Genomic DNA, 25,167 nt, shown 5'->3' with positions numbered 1-25,167 from the left:
AGGGTGGTGGCCATGGAGAAGAACACGTACAAGCTGGTCGTCCTCGTCGGTAGTGTCCGGGAGGGCCGTTTCGGCCCGGTGGTGTCCTCGTGGGCGGCCGAACAGGCCGCCGTGCACGGGGGGTTCGAGGTCGAGGTGGTGGACCTGGCCGAGGTGGAGCTGCCGCTGGCCCTTCCGGCCGCCCCGCCGAAGTTCGCGGGCGCCGACTACCCCCGCCCGGCCGGTATGGCGGGGCTGACCGGGGCCCTGGAGGGCGCGGACGCCGTCCTGATCGTCACCCCGGAGTACAACCACAGCTACCCCGCCTCGCTGAAGGCCGCCATCGACTGGCACTTCACCCAGTGGACGGCCAAGCCGGTCGCCTTCGTGAGCTACGGCGGCGCGGCCGGCGGCCGGCACGCGGTGCTGCACCTGGAGAACGTGCTGACCGAGCTGCACGCGGTGACGATCCGGGACGGACTGTCCTTCCCGAACTACTTCACCGCCTGGACGGACGGCCGGCCGGACGACCCGCAGGCGGCCGGCTACGCCAAGACGATGCTGGACCAACTGCACTGGTGGGCGGGCGCGTTGAAGAACGCCCGGGCCGCGGCCCCCTACCCGGCCTGAGACGGAGGACGCGATGGAGTACACGAAGCTGGGCGGCACCGACCTCGAAGTCAGCCGCATCGCGCTCGGCTGCATGGGCTTCGGCGGCAACGGCCGCGGCCACAACCCCTGGGCCCTGGACGAGGAGGCGGCGGCGCCGGTCTTCCGGCGGGCCGTGGAGCTGGGCATCACCTTCTGGGACACCGCCAACGTGTACGGCGGCGGCGCCTCGGAGGAGCTGGTCGGCCGGGCGGTGCGCCGGTTCACCCGGCGTGAGGACGTCGTCCTGGCGACCAAGGCGGGCCTGCCGATGCACGACGGCCCGGGCGGCTCCGGGCTGTCCCGGCGTGCGGTCCTGGAGCAGGTCGACGGTTCGCTCGCCCGCCTCGGCACCGATTACCTCGACCTCTTCCAGCTGCACCGCTTCGACCCGGCGACCCCGGTCGAGGAGACCGTGGCGGCCCTGGCCGAGGTGGTGGCGGCCGGGAAGGTCCGGTACGTCGGCGCCTCCTCGATGTGGGCCTGGCGGTTCGCGAAGCTGCAGCACACCGCGGCCCTGGCGGGCGGCCCGGCCTTCGTGTCGATGCAGCACCAGTACAGCCTGGTGCAGCGGGAGGAGGAGCGGGAGATGTTCCCGCTGCTCGCCGACCAGGGGGTGGGCAGCCTGGTGTGGTGCCCGCTCGCCTCGGGCCGGCTGGCCCGCCCGTACGGGCGGTCGACGGCCCGTTCGGCCGGGGATCCGGTGGCCGGGCGGTTCTTCGGGGACGTGGACCGGCCGATCGTGGACGCCGTGCAGTCCGTCGCCGAGGCCCGCGGTCTGCCGATGGCGCAGGTCTCGCTCGCCTGGGTGCTGGGCAACCCGGTGGTCACCGCCCCGATCGTCGGCGCGACCCGCCCGGGCCACCTGGACGACGCGGCGGCCGCGCTCTCCGTCGACCTGGGTGAGGAGGAGCGCGCGGCCCTGGAGGCGCCGTACACGCCCCGCCTCCCGACCGGCTTCTGAGCGCGGGGCCCGCCCTACGGCGGCAGCAGCCCCCGGGGCACGCCCTACGGCACCAGCAGCCCCCAGGACAGCGCCCAGGGCAGGAACGCCGCCCCGGCCAGCAGCAGCGCGCCCAGCCGGGCCCGGTCGAGGCGCGGCAGGGCGGTGGCTGCGGCGGCCCGGCGCCGCAGCGAGGCGACGGCGGCGACGGCGGTCGACCCGACGGCGACCAGCGCGAGCAGCTGGACGGCCAGCCAGACCACCGGGCGGCCGAACAGCACCGGGCCGGTGACCACCGCGGCGGTGATCCCCAGGAAGAACAGGTAGCCGAGCGCGCCCAGGAGGGCGGCGGTGCCGGTGACGGCCGCCCAGCGGGCGGCGCGGGGCAGCGCGGCGGGGCGCGGACGGCGGCGGATCCGGCGGGCGGCGCCGGTCAGCACGTAGCCCGTGAAGCCGGCCAGGCAGAGCAGGGTGGCGACGGCCTCGGCCCCCGAGGATCCGTACCAGGGCAGCGGGGCGAGCGGTCGGCTGAGGGTGTCCTGGTGCGGGGCCGGGTCGGCGGAGGCGGTGGGGAGGGCGGTGGTGAGCCGGTGGATCCAGGCGGCCTCGGTCTCGGCGTAGTTCGCGGGCAGCAGGTCAAGGTGGTCGTAGCCGTCGTCGCGGGTGAGGTGGAGGTCGTGCCGGACGCCGGGGACCGTCCGCAGCGTGTAGTGGGTGTTGCCGGCCCGGTCGAGGGCCTGGCGGATGATCGCCGCGCTCTCCTCCGGGGCGGCCTCGCGGTCCAGCGCGCCCCACTCGGCCAGCACCGGCTGGTGGACCCGCTCCCACACCGGCACCGGGTCGTAGTGGGCCTCGGGGAAGAGCCCGGCGTCGGCGAGCCGGCGGACCGCGCTGTCCGACAGGGCGTGGCGCAGCGAGCCGGACACCCCGGCGTGGTGCAGGAAGCCGTCGTACGCCCAGGCCTGCTGGCGGGCCGGGGTGAGGCCGACCGCGCCGGCGGTCACCAGGTACGCCACGTCGGAGGAGCGGGTGGCGGCGAGCGAGACCACCCAGGCGCCCTCGGAGAAGCCCCACAGGCCGACGTGGTCGGGTGCGACCTCGGGGCGGGAGCGCAGCAGCCGGACGCCGGCCAGGGCGTCGTCGGCGAGCTGCCCGTAGTCGCGGTGGGTGGTCGAGTAGCCGTCGGTGCGCTTGTCGTAGATCAGCGTGGTGATGCCGCGCCGCGCGTACGCCTCGGCGGCCGACCGCAGGTCGCCCATCGGGCCCGGGCCGCCCCCGGCGACCATGACCAGCCCGGGGCCGGGCCCGGGGCCGGGGCCGTCGGCCGTCGCGGGCGGGGCCAGCACCAGGCCGTGCAGGACGGTGCCGCCGGCGCCGGTGAAGTCGACCGGAGTGGCGACCGGGTCGGTCGAGCCGGTGGCGTGCGCGGGTCCGGCGTCGCCGAGCAGCCCGAGCAGGGCCGCCAGCAGGGCCGCCAGCAGGGCGACGGTCGGCAGCGCCACCGCTGTGGTGCGCGGCGGTCTGGTCCGTACGGTGCTCATCGCTGGTCTCCCCCAGGGCCGGGTCCGTTGAGGGCCCCATCCTGGCGGGGCGGCGGCGCCCGGGAGGTGGCGGAGGTGCCCGGATCGGGGGCGGGTGGCTCCCCCGGGGGTGAACTCCCGTGTGGTGAAGACGGGTTGGGCTGGACTCAGCCGACGTCGTCGGGGCTGGTGAAGGCCGGCGGGGTGTAGCCGGGGCCGGTGAAGTCGGGTCGGCCGTCGGAGCCGGTGATGCCCTCCGGTCCGGGGCTGGTGAAGGCGGGCGGGGTGTAGCCGGGGCTGGTGAGGTCGGGCCCCGGGCTGGTGAAGTCCGGGCTGGAGTAGCCGGGGCTGTTGAAGTCCGGGCTGCTGTAGCCCGGTGCCGGGCGGCCGGGGACGGCCGGGAGCCTGCTGTGCAGGTAGGGCAGCAGGCCGCGTTCGCGCAGGGCGGCGCGCCATTCGGTGCGGGCGTCGGCGAGTTCGGCGGCCAGCTCCCGGTCGGTGCCGGGCGGGGCGGGGGCGGCGCCGTCGCGTATGGCGGTGAGCAGCAGCCCGATGACGCCGACGGCCATGGCGGCGACCCCGGCGGCGAGCGCGACCCAGCCGGCGGTGATCAGCGGCCGGGCCAGGGCGATCGTGGGGTCGGCGGCCTGGAGCAGGTAGCCGACGAGCAGCAGGACGAGCGCGGCCGCCCAGGCGAGGATCGGCGTGAGCACCGTGAGGGCGGGGAACAGCCCGGCGCCGCCGTTGGCGGAGCGCAGTTGGCCGAGGAGTCCGGGGGCGGCGGGTGCCGGGCCGTCCGCCGTCGGGGGCGTGGCGCGCAGGCTGTCGCGGAGCGCGGTGTAGTGCGCGTACTCGGTGGCGGCCGCGGCGTTGACGCCGTCGGCGTCGCGCAGGGCGAGGGAGCGCAGTTGCTCGGCCGTGGGCGCGCCGGGCGCGCGGAGGGCGGGGAGGACGGTGCGGTCGCGCAGGGCTTCGCCGAGGAGGCGCTCGTACTCCGGGCGGTCCTCGGCGTGCAGCGGCGGGGGGTTGGACATGGGGACCCCGTTCATGCGGACCCCGACCGGTGGCGAGGGCGCGGGACCCTCAGGGTGTCGGGGTGGGCGCGGAGGCTGGCCGCCGGATGGACGGCCGGGTGTGGTGTGCCTCATGGTAGGGGCGGGTGCGGCCGTGCTGACAGTCGGTTTCCGGAAGTTCGCGCCCCGGACCGCGCGCGTGCGGCGGCCCGAGCGCCGGGAACAACTGTTCCTGCGGTGCGGTCAGTTGATGGGCAGCCGGGCGACCAGCAGCCGTCCTTCCATGGTGACGCCGCCGTCCATGGCCACCGCGAGGTCGTCCGCGTACACGTACGGGCCGGGGATGTGCGGCGGCTGGCCGTCGTCGTTGTGCACCGCGCCGGTGAGGTACGGGATCGGGCTGTGCCCGTGCACGATCCGGACACCGCCGAAGGTGTCGAGCAGCTCGTGGACGGCCATCGGCCCGGCGTCGCCGCGGAAGGCGAAGCGCTTGGTGAAGCGGCGGAAGCAGTCCCACCACTCGTCCACGCTGCCGTCGGAGAGCAGGCTGTGCACGGCGTCGTTGACGTCCGGGATGGAGTCGCCGTACTCCAGGTACGCGGTGGTGTCGGAGTGCAGCAGCAGGTGCCCGTCCTCCAGCGCGATGGCGGGCAGCCGGGAGAGCCAGCTGATGTGGTGCGCCTCCAGCCGGTCCAGGTCGTTCTGCTGGCCGCCGTTGAGCCGCCAGGCGGCGAGGAAGGAGGCGGTGCCGGCGGTGGACTGGACGGGTTCGTCGCCGTACTTGGCGGCGCCGAGGAAGAGCAGTTCGTGATTGCCCATCAGGGCGCGGCAGTAGCCGCCGGCCGCGGCGGCCTCGGCGGCGAGCTGCATGACGAGGTCGATGACGCCGATGCCGTCGGGGCCGCGGTCGGTGAAGTCGCCGAGGAACCAGATCCGGGCGCGCCCGGCGGACCAGTGGCCGTCGGCGTCGATCAGGCCCTGGTGGTGCAGTTCGGCGCGCAGCTCTTCGAGGTAGCCGTGCACGTCGCCGACGACGTACACCGGGCCGGGCGGCTCGCCGGGGCCCGGGGCGGGGTACGGGTAGGTCGGCGCGGAGGGGTCCGCGAACGGCGGGCCGAGCTCGATGGTCGGCGGGTCGTCGCGGTCGGGGATCCCGAGGGCGGGGGAGGGCTGGTCGGGCAGGGTGGGCTCGTAGCCGGTGTGCTCCTGGCCCTCGTAGCCCGGGTGCCCGGTGTGCTCCTGGTTCTCGTAACCGTCGTACCCCGGCTGCTCCTGGCCGTCGTACCCGTTGTCGGCGTAGCCGTTCTGCTCCCCGTGCGAGAACACCGGGGCGTGGTCCGCGCCCTGCGGCCCCTGGGCGTGCACGGTGTGGCCGTGCCCCTGGCCGTCGGTGGGCCAGTGCTGTTCCAGGTAGCGGGCGCCGCCGTACCCGCTGTAGGTCTCCGCGTCGTACGGCGTGCCCTGGTAGCCCGGGGCGGGCTCCGGTTCGTAGTAGGAGCCGTACGGCAGCACGTCGAGGTCCGGCTGGTGGCGGGGGCCTGAGTGGGGGTGCTCGGGCCCGGGGAAGCGGTCCTCGGGTGTCATTCGCCCATCATAGGAAGACCACTCTCCCGCCGTCGTCACCTGGTGGGTATCCAATCCTCCGGAGCGTCAGCCGGGCCGTCCCGCAAGGTCCGTTTTGTCCCGGCTCGTTATGGTCTCGGCACTGCCTGGTCAGGTTATCCGCCCGATTTGAGCGCGGTCTAGACCTCACCTGAGGGGGCTGTGCCTGGCCCGGGCCGGGGCTGTGCCTGGCCCGGGTGAGGGCCGTGTGTGGCCCGGCGGGGCTAGGGCCTGGCCGGCGGATCTTGCCGGGCCCAGGGGAGAACGCCTAGGGGCGCGCATGCCCAGGGGCGCACGCCCTACACCTCGCCCGGGGGCCGGGGCGGGCTGACGGTGGTGCGCGGGCTCCGTCGCTGGGAGGACGCGCGGACGATCAGCTCGGTCGGCATCAGGGTGCCCGGCGGCGGCCCGGTGCCGGCGGTGCGGAAGCGCGGTGGGAAGAGCCGGGCGATGTCCACGCCCGTCCCGGAGTCGACGCCCTCGATGGCGTCGATGAGCAGGTTGACCACGGTGGTGCCGATCTTGCGGGGCTTGAGCGAGAGCGTGGTGATCGGCGGCTCGGTGGTCGCGTAGACGTCGCTCTCGCTGCAGCAGACCAGCAGCAGGTCGTCCGGCACCCGCAGGCCGTAGCGGCGGGCGGCGGCGAGCAGGTCGGTGCCGTTGGGGTCGAACAGTCCGTAGACGGCGTCCGGCCGGTCGGGGCGGGCGAGCAGCCGGTCGGCGGCGACGGCGCCCGCGGCGGGGTCGTGCGCCGGGTAGGTCTCGTACACCGGCTCCTGTCCGACCTTGGCGCACCAGCCGAGGTAGGCCTCGGTGGAGAGCCGGGTGTAGGTGTCGGTGCTGGTGCCGGTGAGCAGGCCGATCCGGCGGGCGCCGGCCTCGGAGAGGTGGTCCAGGATGCCGAGCACGGCGGCCTCGTGGTCGTTGTCGACCCAGGCGGTGACCGGGCAGTTGCCGGGCTTGCCGTCGCTGACCACCGGGACGCCGGACCGGTACAGCTCGCTGACCAGGGGGTCCTGGTCGGGCGGGTCGATCACCACGGTGCCGTCCAGGGCGATGTTGCCCCAGACGTCGTGCCGGGAGGAGGCGGGCAGCACCACCAGCGCGTAGCCGCGGCCCAGGGCGGCGCTGGTGGCGGCCCGGGCCATCTCGGCGAAGTACGCGAACTCGGTGAAGGTGAACGGCTCTTCACCGTAGGTCGTGACGGTCAGCCCGATCAGGCCTGACCGTCCGGTGCGCAGGGTGCGGGCCGCCGCCGAGGGGCGGTAGCCGAGGCGCTCGGCGACTTCGCGCACCCGGCTGCGGGTTTCGTCGGGCAGGCGGCCCTTTCCGTTCAGCGCGTCGGAGACGGTGGTGATCGACACTCCGGCGGCTGCTGCCACATCCCGGATGCCGGCCCGCTCCAGACGCCGTGAGGTGGTGGGACGCCGACCGCTCTGGTTGGCTGCTGCTGTCATGGCGGACCGATCGTATGGCTCCTGACAAGGGTCTGTGACCGGCGCATCGGAAGCCTTTGGAGATACGTTTCTCCATGAGTGAGCCGGGGTGCGCCCCTTCGATCCCCGCCCGAAACCGGCCGTCTTACCTCTGACATGTGCCAAAGGAACCGGGCAGAATGGCTGATCTGTACCTGTAACCCGACCGGGCATCTCACTCCTACGGGTGAGGGCGGGTCGGTATCGTGCAAGGCACCCGACCGGGGTGGTCCGGGCGCGTTCCGAGATCCCGGGCCACGGCGGCGACCCCGACCGTGGCAGGGCGGGCGGACCGGAGAGACACGAAGGAGTACGACCGTGAGCAGTGGTACGTCAGCGCAGGGCCCCCGTCTGCGTACGACCCTGGACGGCATCCCCACCTACAAGCCCGGCAAGCCGGCCGGAGCCGACGCCTACAAGCTGTCCTCGAACGAGAACCCGTACGCCCCGCTGCCGGGCGTGCTGGAGGAGGCCGTCGCCGCGGCCGGCTCGTTCAACCGCTACCCCGACATGGGCATCAGCGAGCTGACCGCCGTGCTGGCCGAGCGCTTCGGCGTCCCCGCCGAGCACATCGCCCTCGGCACCGGCTCGGTCGGCGTCGCCCAGTCTCTGGTCCTCGCCACGGCCGGCCCGGGCGACGAGGTGATCTTCGCCTGGCGCTCCTTCGAGGCCTACCCGATCATCACCCAGGTCGCCGGTGCCACGCCCGTCCCGGTCCCGCTCACCGCCGGCGGTGACCACGACCTGGACGCGATGCTCGCCGCGATCACCCCAAACACCCGGCTGGTCTTCGTCTGCAACCCCAACAACCCCACCGGCAACGTGATCCACCGCGCCGAGCTGGAGCGCTTCCTCGACGCCGTGCCGAGCGACGTCCTGGTGGTCGTGGACGAGGCGTACATCGAGTTCATCCGCGACCCCGAGGTGCCCAACGGCATCGACCTCTACCGCGACCGCCCCAACGTCTGCGTGCTGCGCACCTTCTCCAAGGCGTACGGCCTGGCGGGCCTGCGGGTCGGCTTCGCGATCGGGCACGAGCCGGTGGCCAACGCCCTGCGCAAGACCGCCGTCCCGTTCGGCGTCAGCCAGCTCGCCCAGAACGCCGCCGTCGCCTCGCTGCGGGCGGAGGAGGCGCTGTTGGAGCGGGTCGAGGCGCTGGTCGAGGAGCGCGCCCGGGTGGTCGCCGGGCTGCGCGAGCAGGGCTGGGAGATCCCGGACTCGCAGGCCAACTTCGTCTGGCTCTGGCTCGGCGAGCGCTCGGCGGAGTTCGCCGCCGCGTGCGCCGAGGCCGGGGTGATCGTCCGGCCGTTCCCGGAGGGCGTGCGGGTGTCGATCGGCGAGGTCGAGGGCAACTCGATCTTCCTCTCGGTGGCGGAGGCGTTCCGCAAGACGCTCTGAGGGCCGCCAGGGCGCCGAGGTTCGTTCCTTCCGCAGGGGCGCACTCCCGTACGGGGTGCGCCCCTGCGGCTTTCCCGCCCCGCCGCCTCCCGGATGGCTGTGCATTGCTGGGAGGTGGCTGGGAGTTCCGCCAACGAACGGCCACGCCGCGGCCAAGGCGACCGTACGAACTGACCGTTGTGTCCGCAATGCCCGGATGCGGCCGGTCAGTCTTCTCCCAGCCCGTGCCCAGGGCTCCGCAAGAGCTCCCCGGGAAGCTGTCCGCCATGAAGGTGCTCCCACGGCGGCGAGGCGCCGTCCTCGTCAACTCCGCGCTCGGCGTGGCCCTGCTGGGCGGTGCCGCCCTGGTGTACGCGACGGTCGACGGCAGCGGCGGCTCGGCCGCCGCCAAGCCGGCCGCCCGTACCGCGACGGTGGCCAAGGGCACGGTCCTGGCCACCGTGTCCGGAACCGGCACCCTGGTCTCGCCGACCGACGCGGCCCAGGACTTCGCCACCGGCGGGCGGCTCACCGCGGTCAAGGTCGCGGTGGGGGACGCCGTCAAGAAGGGGCAGGTGCTCGCGACCGTCGACACCACGGCGGCCCAGCAGCAGGTGGACGCGGCCCAGGCGGCCCTCACCACGGCCAACGCCAACCTCACCAAGGCGCAGGCCGGGGTCACCACGACGACCACCGAGCCGCTGCCCGCCACCGACCCGACCGGTGGCAGCGGGGGCAGTGGCACCGGCGGTGGCGGAGGTCGCGGGGCGGGCGGGAGCAGCACGCCCGCTCCGCAGACCACCACCGTCACCACCACCAAGGTCGACGACGCGGCCGTGGCCCAGGCCCAGCAGCAGGTCGCCACCGCGCAGACCAACCTCACCAACGCCCAGCAGGCGCTGGCCGGCACCACCCTGACCGCCTCGGTGGACGGGACGGTCGCCTCGGTCTCCGCGAAGGTCGGCGACACCGTCGGGGCGGGCGGCTCCTCGTCCTCGTCCTCGGCATCGACCAAGTCGACGGGCACGAGCGGGAGTTCCGGTTCGCCGAGCGGCTTCATCGTGCTGACCAACCCGACCGGGATGCAGGTCACCGCGGACTTCTCCGAGCTCGACTCGCTCAAGCTGAAGAAGGGCGAGGCGGCGACGGTCACCCTGAACGCGCAGTCCGACACCAAGCTCAACGCGACCGTCCTGTCGGTCAGTTCGCTGCCGGTCAGCGGTTCCTCCGGCGGCGGCGCAGGCTCCTCCGCCGTCCAGTACGCGGCCACGCTCCAGTTGGGCGGCGACACCAGCACGCTGCGCACCGGCCTCAGCGCGACCGTCCAGGTGATCACCGGTGAGGCCGACAACGCGCTGTCGCTGCCCACCTCGGCCCTGTCGGGCACCGGCAGCAGCCGGACGGCGACGGTGGTGCACGAGGACGGCAGCACCGAGCGGGTCAACGTCACGGTCGGCGTCGAGGGCGACAGCACGGTGCAGGTGACCTCCGGGCTGAAGGAGGGCGACAAGGTCGAACTGCCCAGCACCAGCGGCGGCAACGGCTTCCCGAACGGCTCCTTCCCGGGCCTGGGTGGCGCCGGCGGCCGGGGCACGGGCGGCGGCGGTTCCATGGGCATCCCCGGCGGGGGTGGCGCCGGTGGTGGCGGCGGCCGGGGCGGTAAGGGCTGAGCATGCGTCACGTCATCGACAACCGCGTCCCCGCGCACCCCGTACCGGTGATCCGGATCCGCCGGCTCACCAAGTCGTACGGGCACGGCGACGCCACCGTGCACGCGCTGCGCGGCCCGGACGACCCGGAGACCGGCGGGCCGGCCGGCGTCGGCCTGGACATCGAACAGGGCGACTACGTCGCCGTGATGGGCAGTTCGGGCTCCGGCAAGTCCACCCTGATGAACATCCTCGGCTGCCTGGACGTCCCGACCTCCGGCCGCTACCTGCTGGACGGCATCGACGTCGGGCACCTCGACGAGCAGCAGCTCTCGCTGGTGCGCAACCGCAAGATCGGCTTCGTCTTCCAGTCCTTCAACCTGATCCCGCGCACCACCGCCCTCGCCCAGGTCGAACTGCCGCTGGCCTACGCGGGGGTCCGGACCGCCGAGCGGCGCCGTCGGGCGATGGCCGCGTTGTCGCTGGTCGGCCTCGCCGAGCGGGCCGGCCACAAGCCCAACGAGCTCTCCGGCGGCCAGCAGCAGCGCGTCGCGGTGGCGCGGGCGCTGGTGACGGCGCCGGCGCTGCTGCTCGCGGACGAGCCGACCGGCAACCTGGACAGCCGGTCGACGGAGGAGGTGCTGGCCCTGATCGACGGGCTCAACGCCACCGGCCGCACCGTCGTGCTGATCACCCACGAGGACGAGGTCGCCCGGCATGCCAAGCGGGTGCTGCGGCTGGTCGACGGGCAGATCGTCGACGACGTCCGGCAGGCGCCGGTGGACGGGCCGCCGCCCTTCCTGTACGAGGCGGAGGTGCGGGCGTGATCCTCTGGCAGACGCTCCGTTTCGCGGTGGGCGGGCTCGCGGCCAACAAGGTGCGTTCGGCGCTCACCATGCTGGGGGTGCTGATCGGTGTGGCCTCGGTGATCCTGCTGCTGGCGGTGGGCAACGGCTCCTCGCAGGCGGTGAAGGACTCGATCACCTCGCTGGGCACCAACTCGCTGACGGTGAGCGCCGGTTCGGCGGCCGGTGGCTCGCGGGCCACCTCCTCGGTGAAGAAGCTGACGGTCGCCGACGCCAAGGCGCTGGCGAGCGACGGGGACTCCTCGGCGATCAAGTCGGTGGCGCCCGTCGTCACGACGAGCGGCACGGCGCTGTACGGGAACATCTCGTACAGCCCGGGGTCGATCGTCGGCACGTACCCGGCGTACTTCGAGACCGCCAACCAGAAGGTGGCGCACGGCGAGTACTTCACGGACGACGACGTGCTGGGCTCGCGGAAGGTCGCGGTGCTCGGTGCGACGACGGCCAAGCAGCTGTTCGACACCGAGGATCCGGTCGGCAAGAAGATCGTGCTGGGCGGTACGCCGTTCACGGTGGTCGGCGTGCTCCAGGCCAAGGGCGGCAGCGGATTCACGGATCCCGATGATGTGGTGATCGCACCGCTGCCGACGGTCCAGAACGCGTTCACCGGCTTCGGGCCGGTCAACCAGATCCTGGTGCAGGCCGCCTCCGCGGACACGACCACGGCGGCGCAGGCCGAGATCACCCGGGTGCTGCTCGGCACCCACGCGATCGCCGACCCGAGCAAGGCCGACTTCCGGATCACCAACCAGGCCTCGCTGCTCACGGCGAGGGAGAGCACCACCAAGACCTTCACGGTGCTGCTGGGAGCGGTGGCGGCGATCTCGCTGCTGGTCGGCGGGATCGGGATCACCAACATCATGCTGGTGACGGTCACCGAGCGGACCAGGGAGATCGGCATCCGCAAGGCGCTCGGCGCGCCTCGTGCGGTGATCCTCGGGCAGTTCCTGACCGAGTCCACCCTGCTGTCGGTGATCGGCGCGGGGCTGGGCGTGGCGGCCGGGCTGATCGGCTCGCACTTCAGCATCGTCGGCATCAAGCCGGTGGTGATCCCCGAGTCGGTGCTCGGCGCGTTCGGCATCGCCGTCGCCATCGGGCTGTTCTTCGGCAGCTACCCCGCCAACCGGGCCGCGTCGCTGCGGCCGATCGACGCCCTGCGGCACGAGTAGGAGGACCTCATGAGCCACGAGATCGCCACGGTCGACACCCATGCCGCCCAGGTGGCCCTCCTCTCCACCCCGCCGGACGCGCGGGACGTCAGCGCCGAACTGGCGGCGCCGCCACGGCGGAAGCTGCCCTGGCTGAGCCTGGTGCTCGCGGGCGGGGTGATCGCCACGGGGGCGTTCGCGGGCGGGGTGTGGTTCCAGCAGAACCACGGGAGCAGTGGGGCGACGGGCAAGTCCGCGCGGGCTTCGGCGGCTCCGGCTGCTGGGGGGTACGGGCAGAACGCCGGTCGGCGGGGTGGCCAGGGCCAGGGCCAGGGCCAGGGCGCCGGGCAGGCCGGCTTCGCACGGGGGACGGTCAAGGCGGTGGACGGCAACACGGTGTACCTGACGGACGCCAACGGCAACACCATCAAGGTCACCACGGGTGACTCCACCAAGGTCCAGCTCAACAAGGAAGGCAAGGTCGCCGACCTCCAGCCGGGGCAGAGCGTGACGGTTGTCGGCACACCGGACTCCAGTGGCGGCTACAACGCCACCCAGCTCGTCGAAGGCGCCGCCGCTGGCGGCGGGTTCGGCGGTGGCGGTGGCGGTGGCGGTGGCGGTGGCTTCGGCGGCGGTGCCCCCCGAAACTCGTCCGGCGGCTGACCCCCGGAAGCAGGTCGGACGACCGCGAGGCCCTCGCCCTCCCGAGTGGGCGAGGGCCTTCGCGTGTTCAGTGGCGGTCGTCGATGCCGATCAAGAAGGTCACCGGTGCCACGCCTCGTCCCTCTCCAGGTCGCGGAGCAGGTGGAGGAGGTTGATCAAGGTGCTGACGGGAGCGTTCCCGAAGTCGATCAGGAGCCGCCCGTCGAGCGTGGTCTCGCCGGGGGAGGCGGAGCCCCAGAGGAGTCCGTAGGGAATGCCGCGCTGCTGGGTAGCCTCATCGAGGGCTCCGAGCGGTCGACCATCTCGATCCGAGTCGTGCTGTTCGATGTGGATACGCTTCCGGTCAACCACGAGAACTTCACGTATGTCGAGGGCCCAGTTCCTGAGCTCGACACAGCGCAGATGGATTCAGGCCTGGACAGTGTGCTCTACGACGCACCGGCTCACACTGCCCAGTTTCGCTCCCTGCTCAACCGGATCGATTCAGCGGCTCTCTCGGAGGAGGAGTCCCGGGAGTTCATTCAATCCATCAAGAAGGATATGGAAAGCAAAAATGCCTAACTCCACCTGGCAGAAGTCCAGTTACTCGGCTGCGAACTCCGAATGCGTCGAGGTCCGTGTTGTCGATGGAGCGGTCGAACTCCGTGAGTCCGACGATGGCGACGTGATCGTCCGCACCACGCCCGTCAAGTTCGCGGCGTTTCTCCAGGGCGCCAGGGCCGGCGAGTTCGACCACCTCACCACCAACTCCTAGCGAACTCTCCCGGCGGCCCCTTGCTGCTCGCAAGGGGCCGCCGGTGGCATCAGACCGCCCCGAGCGCGGCGGCCACAGCCTCCCGCACCGCCACCTCGCCAGGGGCGGGTCGGCCCGCAGCGGCAGCCATCTCCGCGAGTGAGGTCATCTCCACCTCGGGCAGCCCGCAGGCCGTGAAGGCCGAGAACTCCGCCAGGTCCGGTGCGACGTTCAGGGCGAACCCGTGGCTCGTCACGCCACCGCGAATCCTCATGCCGATCGAGGCGACCTTCCTGTGCTCCGGCGTCCAGACCCCGACCAGGCTCTGCGCCCTGGGCGGGGTGTCGCGCCGAACGGCCTCCAGGCCCAGCGAGTCCAGGGCATCGATCAACCCCTGCTCCAGCCAGTGCACGACATCCCCCGGGCCGCGCTCACGGAGGTTCATCACCAGGTAGCCGATCAGCTGCCCCGGTCCGTGGTAGGTCGCCTGGCCACCCCTGTCCACCTCAACCAGGGGTATCCCGCCCTGCACGGGCAGCTCATGACGCGGTGTCCGTGCGCTGTAGGTGATCACCGGAGGATGGCTGAGCAGCACCAGTCGATCCGCGATCAACCCCTCCTGGCGCTGTCGGACCCAGGTGCCCATCTCCTCAACCGCTTCGGTGTAGGGGATCTCTCCCAGGTCGACCCGTTCCAGCCCGCGCTCGCTCACACTCGCCCCTCTCGGCGCCAGCCCCGTTCGATGGACAGGTCGAGCGTACGCCGAACGAAGGTACGACCGGGACGAACGGGCTCTGGTGCGGCCCCAGTTGCACGCGCCGGCGGGCCGGATCGTCCGGACGCGAGCAACCTTTCGCCCCGCTCGCGGCATCTAACTGATGTCAGGGCCACGGGGAGGGAGGGGTGCCGCACGCGGGGTGATGCGATTCGAGTGCAAACCGCCGAATTTTGCCACGCCCATGAAGTTCGTATGCAATTTGTCTCTTCGAAGTCAACTCAATCATCTGTTGCACGGCCGTGACAGTCGCGCACGAAAAACCGTTCGACCAGCGGTGGTTGGGAGTTAGCATTCCGGGATGGAATCGAATCTCCCTCCGATACGGAATTCCTCCGATGACGCGGATCCCCGCCCGGCCCGCAGCACGCCGCTTCGGCTGGCCCGCTTCGGTGCGACCTTCCTGGGTGTGAGCGTCGTGTCCGGTGTGCTGCTGGCGGGCGTCGCCCTGCCCGCCGCCGGTGGCATCGGGCTGGCGGCCAAGGGGACGGCGGAGGGCTTCGACGACATCCCCGACGACTTCAAGACCCCGCCGCTCACCCAGGCCACCCAGATCTTCGACGCCAAGGGCGGCCTGATCGCCAAGGTCTACGAGCGCGACCGCACCGTCCTCACCGCCGACCAGATGTCGCCGTTCATGCGGCAGGCCCAGGTGGACATCGAGGACGCCCGGTTCTACGAGCACGGCGCCGTCGACCTCAAGGGCATCCTGCGCGCGGTCGGCAAGAACGCGGAGAGCGGTACCGCCTCGCAGGGTGCCTCCACGCTGACCCAGCAGTACGTGAAGAACGTCAACGTGGAGAACGCCGGGGACGACCACGACGCCGTCCTGGAGGCCCAGCGCAAGACCCTGGGCCGCAAGATCCAGGAGCTCAAGGTCGCGATCAAGCTGGAGGAGGAGCTGCCGAAGGACCAGATCCTCACCAACTACCTCAACATCACCTTCTACGGGAACGGCGCCTACGGCGTGGAGGCCGCGTCCCAGCGCTACTTCGGCAAGAACAACAAGGACCTGACCATCGCCGAGGCCGCCACCCTCGCCGGGCTGGTGCAGAACCCGTCCCAGTACGACCCGAAGCTTCACCCGGTGGCCGCCCAGAAGCGCCGGGACACCGTCATCGACAAGATGCTGGAGAACAAGCACATCACCGCGGACCAGGCCAAGGAGGCCAAGGCCGCGCCGCTCGGCCTCAACTACCGCGATCCGCAGAACGGTTGCATCACCGCCAAGGCCGGCATGGGCTTCTTCTGCGACTACGTCCGCCACGTCGTCAAGCAGGATCCGGCCTTCGGCAAGAGCGCCGAGGAGCGGAAGAAGCTCTGGAACACCGGCGGCCTGAACATCTACACCACGCTGGACCCGGACAAGCAGGCCGCCGCCCAGGACGCGGTGAGCAGCAAGGTGCGGGTCACCGACACCGTCTCCGCCGCCGCCACCATGGTCGAGCCCGGCACCGGCAAGATCCTCGCCATGGCCCAGACCCGCCCCTACGGTCTGGTGAAGGAGAAGAACCAGACCGTCGTCAACCTCAACGTCGACGCGGCGATGGGCGGCGGCAACGGCTTCCAGCCCGGTTCCACGTTCAAGCCGATCGTCGCGGCCGCGGCACTGGAGGCGGGCCTGTCGCCGACCCAGGAGTACTCGTCCCCGAACTCGCTTGAGTACCCGACGATGACGACCTGCGAGGGGACCTGGAAGAACGAGGGCAGGCCCAAGACGGTGGTGCCCAACGAATCCGCGAGAGAAAAGGGCCCCTACCAGCTGAAGGAGGCCATGGCCCTCTCGGTCAACACCTACTTCGTGCAGATGGAGCAGGAGATCGGCCTCTGCGCGGTCAAGCAGATGGCCAACAAGCTCGGCATCACCACCAAGGCCAGCGGCAAGCCCCTGGAAGAGGTCCCCGCGATGGCCCTGGGGGTGGAGGAGATGAGCCCGCTGACCATGGCCAACGTCTACGCGACCTTCGCCGCCGAAGGGACGTACTGCTCCCCGATCGCCATCAACAAGATCACCACGGTGGAGGGCAAGGACGTCCCCGTCCCGGCCGGCCACTGCGAGAAGGCCTTCTCCGAGAAGACGGCACAGGCGCTGAACACCGTCCTGAACGGCGTGACCGAGAACAGCGGCACCGGTGCTGCGCTCAACCTGGAGGACAACCGGCAGATCGCCGGCAAGACCGGCACCTCGGACCGCAAGCGAGCCGCCTGGTTCAACGGCTACACCCCGCAGCTCGCCACCGCCGTCTGGCTCGGCGGCCCGGCCGGCGGGGTCGAGATGCGCGACATCACCATCAACGGGAAGTACCACACCGAGGTGTTCGGCGCCGACGGCCCCGGACCGATCTGGCGGGACGCCATGAACCAGGCCCTGCGGGGCGCGCCCAAGCAGTCCCTGCCGATGGCCGACATCCCGGACCCGGCACCCAGGTCCGACCCGGGCAAGGCCGGGACCGGCACGGGCTCGCCGTCCACCACCCCGTCCGGCTCGCAGCACTGACCACAGCACCGACCACAGCACTTCGCCCCGTCGAGCACCGGCTCGGCGGGGCGAAGTGCTCGGGCCCGATGCTCAGTCGATGCAGAACTCGTTGCCCTCGACGTCCTGCATCGGGATGCACGACTCGTTGACACCATCGGCGTACAGGGTCTGCAGGTGCACCGCACCGAGCGCGACCAGTCGTTCGCACTCGGCCTCAAGGGCGGCGAGGCGCTCCTCACCCACGAGCCCGGTGCCGACCCGAACGTCGAGATGCACCCGGTTCTTGACGACCTTGCCTTCGGGAACGCGCTGGAAGTACAGGCGCGGGCCCACACCCGTGGGGTCTATGCAGGCGAACGCCGAATCCTGGCGCTCAGGCGGCAGCGAGCGATTGAAATCCTCCCAGGAATCGAACCCCTTCGGCGGTGGCGGCACGACATACCCCAACACCTCGCACCAGAAACGGGCGACGCGCTCGGGGTTCGCACAATCGAAGGTGACCTGGAACTGCTTGACCGATGCCATCGGGCCACCCTAGCAACGGCAAGGGGGGGTACGCTTCTCAATTACCGTTGCGCATTTACGTGTTGGCGCGGTGAAAGGCCATTCGGTCAGCCCGGTGCATCCGTCGAATCCCGGCCCGCCAACCACTCCCGCCAGACATGCCGGCTGTTCGGCAGATCGGGGCGGTCGAGGAGCCAGAGCACGTACCCCGCCTGGCACCGGGCCCACGGGCTGTCCGACTCGGCGGCGCGACGGAGCCTGTCGCGCAGGTCGGCGCCGTCGACGGCCCGGGCTATCCGCGCGTACTCGCGGTCCTTGCAGCGGTGCGCCCGGTGGACGACGATCTCGACCAGATCGGTGAGCTTCGCCCTGCTCGCCTCGTCCAGACGGGCGGCGGCCAGGTCCCGGATGAGGCTCTGCTTGGTGCCCCACGCCTTCGCGTGGCACGTCCACGCCTGCGGGTACTTCGCCTCCCACTCCAGGAAGAGCAGCGCATAGGGAAGCCCCGGCCAGGTCGCCAGTTCACCGGGGTCGAGGGCCTCCCACAGCCCATCAGGCAGTGAACGCCTCCGGGCCTGGTAGTACACCTGGAACGCCTGTCGAAGGGCCGAGTCGTGGCGTTGCTCCTCCGTCCCCAGGTGGGACGCCAGCCACAGCGTCTCGTTGTACCGGGCGAGTGCCTCCGAGACCTTCCGCCGGGCCTCGGTCAGTCGGACGAGCGCCGGGCCCCTCTCCTGCGGATCATCCGCTATCAGGCCGAATGCCCAGCCCAGCCGCTCGTCCCACGCGCGAGCGTCGTCCGCGTCTGCCATCACGTTCTCGGCCACACGGCCGATCATCCCCCAGCCCCGCCGTATTCCTCCAGGGTTTATCCGCCCGGAAATCACCACCGGGTGGGGCCGTTCCCGCAGCCCGGTGAGCCGGCCCCACCCCACCCCCTTCCTGCGCCGCCTCCCCGCAAGTTTCGTCCGCCCCGGCCCTTGCTCCTCGCAACCTGGCGACGGTACACAGGAGTTGGCGGTCCCCGGCGCCTCCAACTCCCCGCCGAGAGGTCGTGGTCATGATGGGGCGGATCGAAGACGAGAAGTACGGCAGACCGATAGGGACGGGGGACTGGGTCGTCGGGCCGGACGGCGTCCCCGTGGTGATCCGACTGCGTGAGGACAGCTTTGGATCGTTCCTGGACGGCAGCGACCCGGGGGGCGACATCTTCGGCGTCGTGATCGTTCTCGTGGGCATCACCGTGACCGTCCTGGGGAACCTGGTGTACGCCGTGGTGCGGCGGCGCCGTGGGGGGCACCCCTACAACCTGAGCATCAAGGTCGGCCCACCGGAGCCGCGCACTCTCGTGATCGGTTTCAGCAGGCACAAACGGGCGAAGGAACACGCCCAGCGTCTGATCGCCGACATCCGCGAACACGGCGCGGCCGCAGTGCCCCTCACCCCCGAGGTCCGGTGAGTCCTGGTCGCCCCCGGGCGGCCGTGCCCGCGAGCGCTCCCGGGCGCACCGCCGCCGTTCACCGGGCCGGGCCCCGGGTGGCGCCGTGGCCTACGCTTCGAGGCCCAACGTTTTCACCAGCTGGGTGAGTTCGGAGTGGAAGAGCTTGTCCGGCGAGAGTGTCTGGGTGCGCAGGTGGCCGTAGATCTCCAGGGCGATCAAGCCGTGCAGGTGGCCCCAGATCCGCATGGCCAGGGCGACCCCGGCGGGCGGTAGCGCGGGGAAAGCCGGGCGGACCTTGTCGAGCAGGCCGGGGTCGAAGTCCTCCCAGTCGAACTCGGCGTCCCCGTGGGGCTGTTCGTAGCCGGCCCAGGCCGCTTCCGCCAGTGCGGTGACGCCGACGCAGACTCGCCGGGCGGCGTCCGGAGCGGCGCCACCGTCGGGGGCGCGGTAGCCGGGGACGGGGTCGCCGTAGATCAGCCGGAAGCCCTCGGGGTTGGCCAGGGCCCAGCCGCGGAAGGCGTGCGCCCAGGCCTGGATCCGCTGCGCCGGGGCGTCCTGGGCGGAGGCGGACCAGGCGGCGTCGACGGCGTCGGCGAGCGCCGTGTAGACGTCCGCGATGAGGGCGGTGACCAGGTCGTCGCGGGTGGCGAAGTAGCTGTAGATGGCGTTGGCGGTCATGCCCATCTCGCGGGCGATCGCCCGCAGGGTGATCGCGTCGGGGCCGCCGGTTCCCATCAACTCCAGTGCGGTGCTCTTGATTTCGGCGGTCGTCTCGGCCCGGAGCCGCTCACGCCGTCCAGTGCTTCGGGTGCCTGCCACCGGCTCACTCTACCGCGTCACCACACTGATTGCCGTGTGAAAACTTCACGCCGTATAGTTCCCTCTCGGCGTGAGGACAGCGGTCCTCGCACCGTCCATCCGGCACGACCACGGCATGAATCAAGGGGAGAACCATGCACATCGGCGTCATCGGAGCCAGCGGCGTCATCGGCAGCCGCATCGTCACCGAGGCCCTCCAGCGCGGACACCGCGTCACGGCGTTCAGCCGGGACGCCTCCGCGATCACCGACCCGCGCGAGAACCTCAGTTGGGCCAGCGTCGACGTCCTCGACGCCGCGAGCATCGCCGCCGTCCTGCCCGGCCTGGACGTCCTGATCAGCGGCTACCAGCCCGGGAACGCGGCCAAGGACTTCGACGACGCCGTCCGGCGCGCGATCGCCGACCCGACCGTCTACGCGACGGCTGCCAGGGCCCTGCTCAAGGCCCTGGACAGCCACCCCCGCACCCGGCTGATCGTCATCGGCGGCGCCGGCAGCCTGGAGATCGCGCCGGGCGTCGTCCGCACCGACCACGAGGAGCTCGTCCACGAGGCGCTCGACGCACTCGGCCTGCCCCGCGAGTACACCGCAGCCGTACTCGGCCACCGCGACGCGCTGAACGTCCTGCGCCTCTCCAACCGCCTCTGGACCTACTTCAGCCCGGCCGAACTGATCGCCCCGGGCGAGCGCACCGGCCGCTTCCGCATCGGTGGCGACCAGCCCGTCCTCGACGCCGACGGCCGGAGCCGCATCTCCGCCGAGGACGCCGCCGTCGCCCTGATCGACGAGGCCGAACTCCCCCGCTTCGTCCAGCGCCGCTTCACCATCGGCTACTGAACCGACACTTGGGGGAGCCCCCAGGGGCCCCTTGCTCCGCGCAGGGGCCCCCGGGGGCGGGTCGGTGGTGGGGCTGGCCCCACCCCTTCGTGCGTCCAGCCCCGTACCCGGGCGTCCGGCCGCTCCGTAGCGTCGTCACCACCACGACCCGGAGGGACCGAACCCATGGCCGCGACCGTCGACAACTCCCGTACCCAGGACGCCTTCTCCACCGTGAGGAAGTGCGTCGCGCTCTTCGGCGCCGTCAGCGCGATCGTCCTCGCGGTCACCGCCGTCATGGCGCTCACCGGCCACCGCACGACCGCCTTCCTGTGGATCCGGGGGGTGATCCTGCTGGCCGCCGCCCCGGTCGTCCACCGGATGGCCGTCCGTGCCGCCGAGGGCTCCCGCCGGGCCTTCGACCGCCTCCGCACCGTCACCGCCGTCATGCCGGTCGCCATCATCGGCGTCGATCTCGTCCCGGGCCTCTGCCCGCCCTGGTACGCCGTCCTCCAGGGCCTCTCCGCCCTCGCGCTGATCGCCGTCGCCGTCCTCACCCGCACCGCCCGCCTCGCCGGGCACGGCGAGGCCTGACCGGGCTTGACCAGGCTCGGTCGGGCTTGATCGGCTTAATTCGGAGGACCCCGGTGATCCGGATCCCCTAGGGTGAACGCGCCCAGGGCGGCCGTCTACCGCCCGTCGTCGTGGCGCGAGCAACGCGTCCGCAAACCCGGGGAGTTCCCGTCATGGCCCGTACCCTCGTCGCAGACCTCCGTTCCCACCTCGACGAGACGGTCACCGTCTACGGCTGGGTGAACACGCTCCGGCTGCAGAGGCGCATCCAGTTCGTCCTCGTCCGGGACCACACCGGCCTCGTGCAGGTCACCCACCCGCGGGGTGGGGAGCACGACGTGATCGAGTCCGCCTTCGAGCGCGTGACGGTCGAGTCCGCCGTGAAGATCACCGGCAAGGTGGTCGAGAACCCGCAGGTCAAGCTGGGTGGACTGGAGATCGTCCCGGAGCACGTCGAGCTCGTCTCGCTCGCCGAGCCCAAGCTGCCGATCGACGAGAGGACCGGCATCGACCAGCGCCTGGACTGGCGCTTCCTCGACCTCCGGCGGCCCTCCCAGCACCTCGTCTTCGACGTCCAGACCACCGTCGAGCAGGCGATGCGCGAGGTCGCCGCCGAGGAGGGCTTCACCGAGCTGCACACGCCCAAGCTCATGGGCACGGCCTCCGAGTCCGGCGCCGAGGTCTTCGAGGTCGGCTACTTCGACCGCACCGCGTACCTCGCGCAGTCCCCGCAGTTCTACAAGCAGATGGCCATCGCGGGCGGCATCGACCGGGTCTTCGAGATCGGGCCGGTGTTCCGCGCCGAGCCGTCCTTCACCTCGCGCCACGCCACCGAGTTCACCGGTGTCGACGTCGAGATCGCCTGGGTCGACGGGGTCGAGGACGTGATGGCCTTCGAGGAGCGGATGCTGCACCGCGTCCTGGCCGCGGTGGCCGAGCGCCACGGCGAGGCGATCGCCGAGCACTTCGGCACCGAGGTGGTCGTCCCCGCACTGCCGTTCCCACGGATCACGATGGCCGACGCCCTCGCCCGGCTGCGGGCCACCGGCTGGGACCGGGAGGGCGTCAAGGACGACCTCGACCCCGAGGGCGAGCGCACCCTGCACCGGCTGATCGCGGAGGAGAGCGGGCACGAGTTCGTCTTCGTGACCAGGTTCCCGGCCTCCGTCCGGCCCTTCTACCACCTGCGGCCGGAGGAGGACCCGAGCGTCACCGAGTCCTTCGACCTGCTGTGGAAGGGCCTGGAGATCACCACCGGCGCCCAGCGCGAGCACCGCCACGACCGCCTGGTCGCCCAGGCGCGGGAGAAGGGCATGGACACCGGTCCGCTCTCCGGGTACCTCGACTGCTTCCGCTACGGCACCCCGCCGCACGGCGGCTTCGGCCTCGGGCTCGGCCGGCTGCTCATGCTCGCCCTCGGCCTGTCCTCGCTCCGCGAGGCGACCTTCCTCTTCCGGGGGCCGCACCGCCTCGAACCGTAGGACCTGGTCGGTCCGGCGCCCCGCTCCCGGGAGTCCTTCCCGGGGGCGGGGCGTTCACTGTGCGCGGTCGAATCCGTACGCACACCAAGCGAGCCCGCACCGAGGGGCTTGTCGTGCTGAAACCGCCGGATAAGGTGTTAATCCAACATTCATCGATGTCGCATAGCCTCCGGAAGCTAGCCTCATGCTGAACGCCATCGTCCGATCGGGAGGCGAAACCCCCGTGCAAGGCACTGTCACCACACCGGGCGGCTCCAACGTGGCCGGGGGCCAGGGCGAGGCGTTCCTCCTCGTCGTGGACGACGAGCCGAACATCCGCGAACTGCTCGCCGCCTCGCTGCGGTTCTCCGGGTTCCGGGTGGCCTCCGCCGCGACCGGGACGGAGGCGCTGGAGCTGATCGCCGCCGAGCGGCCGGACCTCGTGGTGCTCGACGTGATGCTGCCCGACCTCGACGGGTTCACCGTGGTCGAGAAGCTGCGGGAGCGCGCCAGCCGGGGCCAGATCGCCGCACCGGCGCACGGCCACCCCGGCGACCCCCTGCCCGTGCTGTTCCTCACCGCCAAGGACGGCGTCGGCGACAAGGTGCAGGGCCTGGCCGCGGGCGCCGACGACTACGTCACCAAGCCCTTCAGCCTCGAAGAGCTGATAGCCCGGATCCGCGCGATCCTGCGCAGGGCCGGCGGGCCGGCCGAGGACGGGCGGCTGATGGTCGCCGACCTCACCCTCGACCCGATCGCCCACGAGGTCACCCGGGCCGGCGCCACCGTCTCGCTCTCCCCGACCGAGTTCAAGCTGCTGCACTACCTGATGGCCAACGTCGGCCGGGTGGTGTCCAAGGCGCAGATCCTCGACCACGTCTGGGCCTACGACTTCGGCGGCGACCTCTCCATCGTCGAGTCCTACATCTCCTACCTGCGCCGCAAGCTCGACTCCGGCCCGGCGCACGGCCCCAAGCTGATCCACACCGTGCGCGGCATCGGCTACGCGCTGCGCCGCCCCCCGCAGGGCTGACCGGTCCGTCCCGTGTTCGCCCGGTTCTCCTCCCGGCTGTCGCTGCGCGCCCGGCTGCTGGTGCTCGCGCTCGCGCTGGTCACCACCGGGCTCGCCGTGAGCGACGCCTTCGTGCTCGGCACCGTACGGGCGCAGCTGGTCGAGCAACTGGACGAGCAGCTCCAGCGGTACGGGCTGCCGCTGTCGCGCAAGCCCCCGGCCCAGGTGACCGCGCCGACCGTCGGCAAGCCCGCCGTCGCCGGACGGCGGATCAGCCTGCCCAGCCAGTACCTGGTGCAGTACCTGTCCTCGGACGGCAAGGTCCAGGCGGTCATGCGCCAGCCCGTCTCGGACAGCGACCCGGCGCCGCAACTGGCCGGGCTGGACCCGACCCGGACCGCCCCGGACATCCCCTTCGACCTGCCCGACCAGCGCGGCCACCACAGCTGGCGGGTCCTGGTGCTGCCGCTCCAGCCGCCCCGGCCCGCCGCCGGGGCGGGCGGGTCCGCCCCCGGGTCCAGCGCCTACGCCTCGCCGACCACCAACCCGACCTACGTCATGGTGGCCGTCTCCCGCGAGGACGTCGACGCCACCACCGACAAGCTGCACACCTCCTTCCTGGCGATCGGCGGGGCCGTCCTGGTGCTGATCGCCGCACTCGGCTTCTTCGCCGTACGGGCCGGGCTGCGGCCGCTGCGGCGGATCGAGGAGGGCGCCGCGCGGATCGCCGCCGGCGAACTGTCGCACCGGATGCCGGAGCTCTCCCCGGGCACCGAGGTCGGCCGGCTGTCGATCGCGCTCAACGGCATGCTCACCCAGATCGAGGCGGCCTTCGCCGCCCGCGCCGAGTCCGAGGCCCGGATGCGGCGCTTCGTCGCCGACGCCTCGCACGAGCTGCGCACCCCGCTGGCCGGCATCCGCGGCTTCGCCGAGCTGTACCGGATGGGCGCGCTGCCCACCGAGGCGGACGTCACGCGGACCATGACCAGGATCGAGAGCGAGGCCGACCGGATGGGCGCGCTGGTCGAGGACCTGCTGGTGCTCGCCCGGCTCGACGAGGAGCGCCCGCTCGACCTCGCCCCGATGGACCTGCGCACCCTCGCCGCCGACGCCCTGCACGACGTCACCGCCCTGGACCCGAGCCGGCCGGTCGCGCTCACCGGCCCCTCGGGTACGGGCGCGCCCGGCGCGGCGCCCGTCCTCGGCGACGAGGCGCGGCTGCGGCAGGTGGTCACCAACCTGGTCGGCAACGCGGTCAAGCACACCCCGCCCGGCACCCCGGTCCGGATCGGCGTCGGCGGCGGGGCGGACGGCGTCTGCCTGCTGGAGGTCGCCGACTCCGGGCCGGGCCTCACCGAGGAACAGGCCCAGCGGGTCTTCGACCGCTTCTTCCGGGTCGACGCCTCCCGCAGCCGGGACAACGGCGGCGGCGCCGGACTCGGCCTCGCCATCGCCACCGCCCTCACCCGCGCGCACGGCGGCACCCTCACCCTGGACACCGCCCCCGGCGAGGGCGCCACCTTCCGGGTCGAACTACCGGCGAACGGCTGACGGGTTTTCCGGCGGATTTTGTCGACTCGTCAATTTCCCCACCCGCCCCGGAAAACCGAATGGAACGAGAGAATCCGCATGCCTATGATCATCCTCCGCCGGATGGTCAAGAACCGTCCGAC

At 72.0% G+C, this 25,167-nt stretch carries 24 protein-coding genes; 16 read left to right on the top strand and 8 right to left on the bottom strand.

Annotated features, from left to right (window positions below; all coding sequences use genetic code 11):
- Positions 1-12: 12 nt before the first annotated feature.
- Positions 13-609 carry an NADPH-dependent FMN reductase gene (locus tag RZ50_RS07820; protein WP_196950810.1) on the top strand — a complete coding sequence of 199 codons (597 nt, stop codon included), beginning with the start codon at positions 13-15 and terminating at the stop codon, positions 607-609.
- Positions 610-622: 13 nt separating this feature from the next.
- On the top strand, positions 623-1,591 hold the full coding sequence (locus tag RZ50_RS07815) for an aldo/keto reductase (protein WP_196950811.1): 969 nt from the start codon (positions 623-625) through the stop codon (positions 1,589-1,591).
- Positions 1,592-1,635: 44 nt separating this feature from the next.
- On the opposite strand, the gene RZ50_RS07810 is transcribed toward RZ50_RS07815, so the two are convergent.
- The 4 genes from RZ50_RS07810 to RZ50_RS07795 all read right to left on the bottom strand — a co-directional run bounded on the left by RZ50_RS07810 (position 1,636) and on the right by RZ50_RS07795 (position 7,162).
- Positions 1,636-3,111 (bottom strand): S9 family peptidase, encoded by a 1,476-nt coding sequence (locus RZ50_RS07810; RefSeq protein WP_217680302.1) that lies wholly within the window; start codon positions 3,109-3,111, stop codon positions 1,636-1,638.
- A 146-nt stretch (positions 3,112-3,257) separates the two neighbouring features.
- Positions 3,258-4,124, bottom strand: a complete 867-nt coding sequence (locus tag RZ50_RS07805) for a hypothetical protein (RefSeq protein ID WP_196951117.1) — start codon at positions 4,122-4,124, stop codon at positions 3,258-3,260.
- A gap of 222 nt (positions 4,125-4,346) precedes the next feature.
- Positions 4,347-5,687, bottom strand: coding sequence for a metallophosphoesterase (locus RZ50_RS07800; protein ID WP_254802022.1), 1,341 nt, complete (start codon positions 5,685-5,687; stop codon positions 4,347-4,349).
- Between the two features lie 317 nt (positions 5,688-6,004).
- Entirely contained in the window at positions 6,005-7,162 is a 1,158-nt protein-coding gene (locus tag RZ50_RS07795) for a LacI family DNA-binding transcriptional regulator (RefSeq protein WP_188296553.1), read from the bottom strand.
- A gap of 336 nt (positions 7,163-7,498) precedes the next feature.
- Here RZ50_RS07795 and hisC point away from each other — a divergent pair, with 336 nt between their 5' ends.
- From hisC to RZ50_RS07760, 7 genes are all read left to right on the top strand, one after another.
- Positions 7,499-8,578, top strand: a complete 1,080-nt coding sequence (gene hisC / locus RZ50_RS07790) for a histidinol-phosphate transaminase (RefSeq protein WP_196951118.1) — start codon at positions 7,499-7,501, stop codon at positions 8,576-8,578.
- A 266-nt stretch (positions 8,579-8,844) separates the two neighbouring features.
- Positions 8,845-10,227 (top strand): efflux RND transporter periplasmic adaptor subunit, encoded by a 1,383-nt coding sequence (locus RZ50_RS07785; RefSeq protein ID WP_196951119.1) that lies wholly within the window; start codon positions 8,845-8,847, stop codon positions 10,225-10,227.
- Between the two features lie 2 nt (positions 10,228-10,229).
- The gene (locus RZ50_RS07780; protein WP_196951120.1) at positions 10,230-11,033 is read left to right on the top strand and encodes an ABC transporter ATP-binding protein; all 804 of its coding nucleotides are present in this window, start codon (positions 10,230-10,232) and stop codon (positions 11,031-11,033) included.
- Complete coding sequence (locus RZ50_RS07775) at positions 11,030-12,241, top strand: ABC transporter permease (protein ID WP_196951121.1); 1,212 nt, start codon at positions 11,030-11,032, stop codon at positions 12,239-12,241. Before RZ50_RS07780 ends, RZ50_RS07775 begins: the two co-directional genes overlap by 4 nt.
- Positions 12,242-12,250: 9 nt before the next feature.
- Positions 12,251-12,883: a DUF5666 domain-containing protein gene (locus RZ50_RS07770; RefSeq protein ID WP_196951122.1), complete on the top strand. Its 633-nt coding sequence runs from the start codon at positions 12,251-12,253 to the stop codon at positions 12,881-12,883.
- Between the two features lie 105 nt (positions 12,884-12,988).
- Positions 12,989-13,444: a Scr1 family TA system antitoxin-like transcriptional regulator gene (locus RZ50_RS28950; RefSeq protein ID WP_196951123.1), complete on the top strand. Its 456-nt coding sequence runs from the start codon at positions 12,989-12,991 to the stop codon at positions 13,442-13,444.
- Positions 13,437-13,637, top strand: a complete 201-nt coding sequence (locus RZ50_RS07760) for a DUF397 domain-containing protein (RefSeq protein WP_196951124.1) — start codon at positions 13,437-13,439, stop codon at positions 13,635-13,637. Before RZ50_RS28950 ends, RZ50_RS07760 begins: the two co-directional genes overlap by 8 nt.
- Positions 13,638-13,686: 49 nt before the next feature.
- On the opposite strand, the gene lipB is transcribed toward RZ50_RS07760, so the two are convergent.
- Positions 13,687-14,328 carry a lipoyl(octanoyl) transferase LipB gene (gene lipB, locus RZ50_RS07755; RefSeq protein ID WP_308271524.1) on the bottom strand — a complete coding sequence of 214 codons (642 nt, stop codon included), beginning with the start codon at positions 14,326-14,328 and terminating at the stop codon, positions 13,687-13,689.
- 472 nt (positions 14,329-14,800) lie between these two features.
- On the opposite strand from lipB, the gene RZ50_RS07750 reads away from it, so the two are divergent.
- The gene (locus RZ50_RS07750) at positions 14,801-16,888 is read left to right on the top strand and encodes a transglycosylase domain-containing protein (RefSeq protein WP_308271523.1); all 2,088 of its coding nucleotides are present in this window, start codon (positions 14,801-14,803) and stop codon (positions 16,886-16,888) included.
- A 72-nt stretch (positions 16,889-16,960) separates the two neighbouring features.
- On the opposite strand, the gene RZ50_RS07745 is transcribed toward RZ50_RS07750, so the two are convergent.
- Complete coding sequence (locus RZ50_RS07745; protein ID WP_196951127.1) at positions 16,961-17,395, bottom strand: VOC family protein; 435 nt, start codon at positions 17,393-17,395, stop codon at positions 16,961-16,963.
- A gap of 86 nt (positions 17,396-17,481) precedes the next feature.
- Positions 17,482-18,201 (bottom strand): hypothetical protein, encoded by a 720-nt coding sequence (locus RZ50_RS07740; protein WP_308271522.1) that lies wholly within the window; start codon positions 18,199-18,201, stop codon positions 17,482-17,484.
- Between the two features lie 233 nt (positions 18,202-18,434).
- On the opposite strand from RZ50_RS07740, the gene RZ50_RS07735 reads away from it, so the two are divergent.
- Complete coding sequence (locus tag RZ50_RS07735; protein WP_196951128.1) at positions 18,435-18,833, top strand: hypothetical protein; 399 nt, start codon at positions 18,435-18,437, stop codon at positions 18,831-18,833.
- Positions 18,834-18,923: 90 nt separating this feature from the next.
- On the opposite strand, the gene RZ50_RS07730 is transcribed toward RZ50_RS07735, so the two are convergent.
- Positions 18,924-19,634, bottom strand: coding sequence for a TetR/AcrR family transcriptional regulator (locus RZ50_RS07730; RefSeq protein WP_196951129.1), 711 nt, complete (start codon positions 19,632-19,634; stop codon positions 18,924-18,926).
- A 134-nt stretch (positions 19,635-19,768) separates the two neighbouring features.
- Here RZ50_RS07730 and RZ50_RS07725 point away from each other — a divergent pair, with 134 nt between their 5' ends.
- The 5 genes from RZ50_RS07725 to RZ50_RS07705 all read left to right on the top strand — a co-directional run bounded on the left by RZ50_RS07725 (position 19,769) and on the right by RZ50_RS07705 (position 25,045).
- Positions 19,769-20,470, top strand: a complete 702-nt coding sequence (locus tag RZ50_RS07725; protein ID WP_196951130.1) for an NAD(P)-dependent oxidoreductase — start codon at positions 19,769-19,771, stop codon at positions 20,468-20,470.
- A 165-nt stretch (positions 20,471-20,635) separates the two neighbouring features.
- Positions 20,636-21,043 carry a hypothetical protein gene (locus RZ50_RS07720; protein ID WP_196951131.1) on the top strand — a complete coding sequence of 136 codons (408 nt, stop codon included), beginning with the start codon at positions 20,636-20,638 and terminating at the stop codon, positions 21,041-21,043.
- A gap of 152 nt (positions 21,044-21,195) precedes the next feature.
- Positions 21,196-22,503, top strand: a complete 1,308-nt coding sequence (gene aspS, locus RZ50_RS07715; protein ID WP_196951132.1) for an aspartate--tRNA(Asn) ligase — start codon at positions 21,196-21,198, stop codon at positions 22,501-22,503.
- Positions 22,504-22,726: 223 nt separating this feature from the next.
- Positions 22,727-23,515 (top strand): response regulator transcription factor, encoded by a 789-nt coding sequence (locus RZ50_RS07710; protein ID WP_308271521.1) that lies wholly within the window; start codon positions 22,727-22,729, stop codon positions 23,513-23,515.
- Between the two features lie 12 nt (positions 23,516-23,527).
- Positions 23,528-25,045, top strand: a complete 1,518-nt coding sequence (locus tag RZ50_RS07705) for a HAMP domain-containing sensor histidine kinase (protein WP_308271520.1) — start codon at positions 23,528-23,530, stop codon at positions 25,043-25,045.
- Positions 25,046-25,167 lie beyond the last annotated feature (122 nt).

The sequence above is a fragment of the Kitasatospora sp. SUK 42 genome, from assembly GCF_015776785.2.
In the GTDB taxonomy this organism is placed as follows: domain Bacteria; phylum Actinomycetota; class Actinomycetes; order Streptomycetales; family Streptomycetaceae; genus Kitasatospora.
Note: the sequence above shows the minus strand (reverse complement) of the source record. Positions and strands in the feature narration are given on the sequence as shown.

What these genes read in the sequence shown, in the direction of transcription:
- RZ50_RS07735 (WP_196951128.1), top strand. Translation starts at nt 18,435, where the DNA reads ATGATGGGGCGGATCGAAGACGAGAAGTACGGCAGACCGATAGGGACG.
- RZ50_RS07805 (WP_196951117.1), bottom strand. Translation starts at nt 4,124, where the DNA reads ATGTCCAACCCCCCGCCGCTGCACGCCGAGGACCGCCCGGAGTACGAG.
- RZ50_RS07815 (WP_196950811.1), top strand. Translation starts at nt 623, where the DNA reads ATGGAGTACACGAAGCTGGGCGGCACCGACCTCGAAGTCAGCCGCATC.
- RZ50_RS07785 (WP_196951119.1), top strand. Translation starts at nt 8,845, where the DNA reads ATGAAGGTGCTCCCACGGCGGCGAGGCGCCGTCCTCGTCAACTCCGCG.
- RZ50_RS07760 (WP_196951124.1), top strand. Translation starts at nt 13,437, where the DNA reads ATGCCTAACTCCACCTGGCAGAAGTCCAGTTACTCGGCTGCGAACTCC.
- RZ50_RS07800 (WP_254802022.1), bottom strand. Translation starts at nt 5,687, where the DNA reads ATGACACCCGAGGACCGCTTCCCCGGGCCCGAGCACCCCCACTCAGGC.
- RZ50_RS07770 (WP_196951122.1), top strand. Translation starts at nt 12,251, where the DNA reads ATGAGCCACGAGATCGCCACGGTCGACACCCATGCCGCCCAGGTGGCC.
- RZ50_RS07780 (WP_196951120.1), top strand. Translation starts at nt 10,230, where the DNA reads ATGCGTCACGTCATCGACAACCGCGTCCCCGCGCACCCCGTACCGGTG.
- RZ50_RS07745 (WP_196951127.1), bottom strand. Translation starts at nt 17,395, where the DNA reads ATGGCATCGGTCAAGCAGTTCCAGGTCACCTTCGATTGTGCGAACCCC.
- aspS (WP_196951132.1), top strand. Translation starts at nt 21,196, where the DNA reads ATGGCCCGTACCCTCGTCGCAGACCTCCGTTCCCACCTCGACGAGACG.
- RZ50_RS07725 (WP_196951130.1), top strand. Translation starts at nt 19,769, where the DNA reads ATGCACATCGGCGTCATCGGAGCCAGCGGCGTCATCGGCAGCCGCATC.
- RZ50_RS07820 (WP_196950810.1), top strand. Translation starts at nt 13, where the DNA reads ATGGAGAAGAACACGTACAAGCTGGTCGTCCTCGTCGGTAGTGTCCGG.
- RZ50_RS07795 (WP_188296553.1), bottom strand. Translation starts at nt 7,162, where the DNA reads ATGACAGCAGCAGCCAACCAGAGCGGTCGGCGTCCCACCACCTCACGG.
- RZ50_RS07720 (WP_196951131.1), top strand. Translation starts at nt 20,636, where the DNA reads ATGGCCGCGACCGTCGACAACTCCCGTACCCAGGACGCCTTCTCCACC.
- RZ50_RS07810 (WP_217680302.1), bottom strand. Translation starts at nt 3,111, where the DNA reads ATGAGCACCGTACGGACCAGACCGCCGCGCACCACAGCGGTGGCGCTG.